Genomic DNA, 3,605 nt, shown 5'->3' with positions numbered 1-3,605 from the left:
GCCGCCACCGCCGCCGGCCCTGGCCGAGGCGCTGCGGGTGCCGCCGCCACCGCCGCCGGCGCCCCCCGCGCCGCCGCGGCCCCGCGCATCCACGCCGAGCGAGCGGCTGCCGGGAGTCTGGCTGCCCGATGCCCTGGCGCTGGCGCCGCCGAGCCAGCCGGTGCGGCCCAATGCGCCGCGCTCGCGGCTCGACCTCAACCTGGGGCCGATGGCCTCACCCGGCCGCAGCGCGCCGGATTCGGAGGCGGAGGTGCGCGGCGCCGAGGTCGGCCCAGACTGGCGCAACGCCTTCCGCCGCTGGGTGGACGACCACAAGCGCTATCCGCAGAACGCCGTCGTCGCCGGCCACCAGGGGCCGAGCCGGGTCCGGGTCATCGCCGAGCCGGACGGGCGGGTGCGCTCGGTGCAGCTGATCGGCCCCTCGGGCTCGGTCTGGCTGGATGCCGGCACCGTCTCGATGTTCCGCGGCGCCCAGCTGCCTGCCTTCCCGCCCGGGGCGGATGCCAAGGGCGTCACCATCGACTTCACGATGAACTACATCCTGGTCCGGAACTAGCGCCGGGCCTTAGCGGGCGGCGGCCACCCGGGCGGCGGCGGGGCCGAAGCGGGTCCAGCCGGGAACCTGCGCCGCGAGGTTGACCTCGCGCCACTTCGGGTGCCGCGGCGGCCGCAGGAAGGCGGGGAATTTCTCGAAGAAGGCCTCGACGAAGCGCGCCACTTTGCGGTGCCGCTCGGTCCCCGCCGGCCAGGCATAGGCGGCCATCACGGCGCCCACCGCGATGGTCTCGACCGGCGCGCCGGTCACCAGGGTCGGGTAGTCGGTCGGGCTCAGCGTCGAGGGCAGGTAGGTCTCGAGCAGCGCCGGCGTCGCCGGCACCGGCAGCAGCCGCAGCCGGCTGTCGGCCGGGATGCTGCTGAACAGCCGCGCCGGCTTGCCCGCGACATAGACCAGCGCCGCGATCTCGCCCCGGCGCAATTGCTCGAGCGCGGTGTCCTGCGGGGCGTAGCGCGGCTCGATCCCGATGCCGTCGAAGACCAGCGTCGAGGTCATCGCGGTGCCGCTGCCGCGGCCGTCGACGTTCACCGGCTTGCCGGCGAGGTCGGCCAGCCGCTCGATCCCCGGCGCGGCGAGCACATGCACCTCCTCGTCGTAGAGCTTGGCGATGTACTGGATGAGCTGGTCGACGCCGGGCAGCATGCGCTCCCGCCGGGCATAGGCCAGCACGTCTGACTGCACGATGCCGACGTCGACGCCGCGCAGCACCAGGATGTCGCTGATGTTCTGCACCGAGCCCTTGCCGAGGATCGGCAGCACCCGCAGCCCGTCCGGCTCGTCCAGCACCCCCGCCAGGTCGGCGGCGATGCGGGCATAGGTGCCGTCGATGCCGCCGGCGATGACGCCGACGGTCCCGGCATTGGCGCGGGCGCTGAGGCTGTTCAGCGACGGCTGCAGCCCTGGGGCGGTGCCCTGGCCGGTGCCCTGGGCCGCCCCCCGATTGGCGAGGGCGGGGGCGGCGAGGAGGGCGGCGGTCAGCAGCCCCCGGCGGCGGGCATTCATCGCGGCGTCTCCATCATGGCCATGGCCTCCATCTCCCGCGCGCGGCGGTACCAGGTCGCGGCGGTGGCCGGGTCGGGCAGCATGCTCCAGGCCTGCAGGCTCGCCAGGACTTCCGGGTCGTAGGTGCGGCCCATGGCCCGGGCCCCGGCGGCATGGCCGGCCTCGGCCACCCGCTCGAAGAAGCGGCGGGCGCCGGAGACGTCGCCGATCGCCAGCAGCGCCTCGCCGCGCCGGAGCAGCGCCGAGAGGGCGGCCGGGTCGGCGGCGGCGCGCCGGGCCGGGGCGGGCGGCGGGGCAACGAGGGCGGGCGCCGCCGGCAGTCCCGGCAGCGCCGCCGCCGGCACCTGCGCCACCGGTGCCGGCGCCTGCAGGCGCGGCACCTCCGACATCGCCTGGACCGGCGCCACCGGCATTGGCTGAACCGGCGCCTCAGGTGTTCTCTGGACTGGCGCCTCCGGCGCCAGGGCCACGGCCTGGGGTCGGGGCAGGGCGGCGACCGGCGGGACCGGCGGCGGCACGAAGGGCGGCGGCGGTGCCGCGGCATCCGCCACATCCGGCACGCCGGCGACGTGCGGTGCCGTAGGCAGGGCCAGGGCCAGGGGCAGCGGCGAGGGCAGGGCCGCCAGCGCGACCGGCGGCGGTTCCGCTAGGCCGGGTGCGGCGACCGTCACCGGCGGGGCGACGAAGGGCGGCGGCGGAACCGGCGCGGCCTCGTCCGCGAGCGGCGTTGCCTCCGGCGGCGCCTCCGCGGCCGAAGGCGGCGGGGCGGGCTCGGGCGCGACGGCGGCTTCGCTGGCTGCCGCCGCCGTCACCATCCCCGCGGGCATGGCCGGGCCCGGCAACGCCACCGCCTCGGAGACCCCCGCCGCATCGGCCGCGGTGATGCCCACCGGCAGCACGCCGCGCGGCTCCGGGCCGCCGGTCCGGGTCAGCAGGGCGAGGCCTGCCAGCAGCCCGGCCAGGCCGAGACCCGCCGCCACCGGCAGGCCGCGCCGGCGCCCGGCCCGGGCCGGGGCGGCGGCCGGCGCCGCCAGGGCGGCGAGCAGGGCGCGGTGGACGACCCGCATCCAGGCATCGCCGCCAGGCAGGTCGAGCGGCGGCTGTCCGGCGAAGGCCTCGGCCAGCAGCCGCGGCAGCTCCGGCAGGACCTGCGGCGAGACCATCCGGTGCACCACCGGCAGGTGGCCGTTGAAGATCGCGCCGAAGCGCGCCTGGTCCAGCCGCTGGCGGAGCCGTGCCGGCGCATCCAGCGTCCAGCGCGGCGCCACCTGCAGCAGGGCGACGCCGCAGCGCGGATGCAGCAGCACCATGTCGATGGCATCGGCCCCCAGCCGGGCGCCGCTGACCAGCACCCAGTCCTGGCCCAGCCCGGCCAGATCCGGCATGGCCTCGCCGACGGGAGGCAGCGGCTCGATCAGCGCCCCCGGCTGGCGCGGCATGGCATGTTGGAGCGGCACGGATCCAGTCCTACCAAGGCAAAGGGAAACGGACGGTATAGGAAGTCGATGGCCGCGGCTTCGGGCCCTGGCATCACGGCTGGGCGAGCAGGCGGCGCAGGCCGAGCCCGACCGGCACCATCGCCGGGATCACCCGCCGGGAGAAATTCTCGATCGCCGCCCTGGCATCCGAGGCCGCATGGCCGAGCGGCGCGGCGGGCATCCGCAGCCGCAGCGCCGCCGCCTCGGCCGTCGCCGGCGCCAGCATGGCATCCCGCCCCGCGGCCACCGCCGTCGGCTCCACCAGGCTGCCGGCCCAGCCCGGCAGCGCCGCCAGCAGCCCCGGCCAATGCGCCAGGTGGAGATAGAGGCTCGGCACCACCCCGCCGGGATGCCGCGCCGCCAGGCCCTGCACCAGCGCCGCGCTTTCCGGCGCCAGGGAGTCGAGCCGCGGCAGCGGCGGCGGCGGCGGCAGCATCTCGGGCGGCTCGACCTCCGGCCCGGGCTGCGGCGCGGGCGGCGCGGCGCCCTCCAGCGCCAGGCGGAGCGCGGTCAGCAGGATGAGGTTGGTCAGGTTGCCGCGGTTGTAGACCTCGACCAGCGCGGCGGCG

3 protein-coding genes and 1 pseudogene are annotated in these 3,605 nt (G+C 77.4%); 1 reads left to right on the top strand and 3 read right to left on the bottom strand.

Going from position 1 to position 3,605, the window contains the following annotated elements; genetic code table 11:
• Positions 1-556 (top strand): TonB family protein (locus QWZ14_RS10625; RefSeq protein ID WP_290316633.1); only part of this gene is annotated, 556 nt, incomplete at its 5' end.
• A gap of 9 nt (positions 557-565) precedes the next feature.
• Here the strand turns inward: QWZ14_RS10625 and QWZ14_RS10620 are convergent.
• The 3 genes and pseudogenes from QWZ14_RS10620 to QWZ14_RS10610 form a co-directional block, all read right to left on the bottom strand.
• Positions 566-1,558, bottom strand: coding sequence for a TAXI family TRAP transporter solute-binding subunit (locus QWZ14_RS10620; RefSeq protein ID WP_290316632.1), 993 nt, complete (start codon positions 1,556-1,558; stop codon positions 566-568).
• Complete coding sequence (locus QWZ14_RS10615) at positions 1,555-3,015, bottom strand: hypothetical protein (protein ID WP_290316631.1); 1,461 nt, start codon at positions 3,013-3,015, stop codon at positions 1,555-1,557. The genes QWZ14_RS10620 and QWZ14_RS10615 overlap by 4 nt, the downstream gene beginning before the upstream one ends.
• 73 nt (positions 3,016-3,088) lie before the next feature.
• Positions 3,089-3,605 (bottom strand): annotated as a pseudogene (locus QWZ14_RS10610) (hypothetical protein); the annotation flags it as partial.

Origin of the sequence: Paeniroseomonas aquatica (assembly GCF_030409335.1) — a bacterium.
In the GTDB taxonomy this organism is placed as follows: domain Bacteria; phylum Pseudomonadota; class Alphaproteobacteria; order Acetobacterales; family Acetobacteraceae; genus Belnapia; species Belnapia aquatica.
The sequence above is the reverse complement of the archived record's forward strand: the minus strand, read 5'-3'. Positions and strand labels throughout refer to the sequence as shown.

What these genes read in the sequence shown, in the direction of transcription:
- QWZ14_RS10620 (WP_290316632.1), bottom strand. Translation starts at nt 1,558, where the DNA reads ATGAATGCCCGCCGCCGGGGGCTGCTGACCGCCGCCCTCCTCGCCGCC.